The sequence below is a fragment of the Halomonas sp. SIMBA_159 genome (genome assembly GCF_046536035.1).
Lineage (GTDB): Bacteria > Pseudomonadota > Gammaproteobacteria > Pseudomonadales > Halomonadaceae > Vreelandella > Vreelandella venusta_A.
On the sequence record NZ_JAWJBT010000517.1, the window covers coordinates 1 to 274 of the forward strand.

Genomic DNA, 274 nt, shown 5'->3' on the forward strand with positions numbered 1-274 from the left:
CCTCGTAGATCACGTGCGCCGTCATCGCCCAAGGCTGAGCGGCCAACCCCTTGAACGGCACGAAATCGGTCACCGCCAGCGTGTGGTGGCTCTCCGTGACCCGAGGCAATGCCTCGTGCGTGTCCTCAGTCGCCCGGCCATGTCCGGGCACGTGCTTGATCGTCGACAGCACGCCACCAGCCAACAGGCCTTCGCAGACTGCACGGCCCAGCGCGATTACGATGTCCGGGTCGGCAGAGAAAGCGCGATCGCCGATCACGTCGTGCGCGCCCGG

1 protein-coding gene is annotated in these 274 nt (G+C 66.8%); it reads right to left on the reverse strand.

Annotated elements, in window-relative coordinates:
- A partial coding sequence (locus tag R0J87_RS20260; RefSeq protein ID WP_498888504.1) for a glycoside hydrolase family 3 N-terminal domain-containing protein occupies window positions 1-274 on the reverse strand: 274 nt, incomplete at both ends.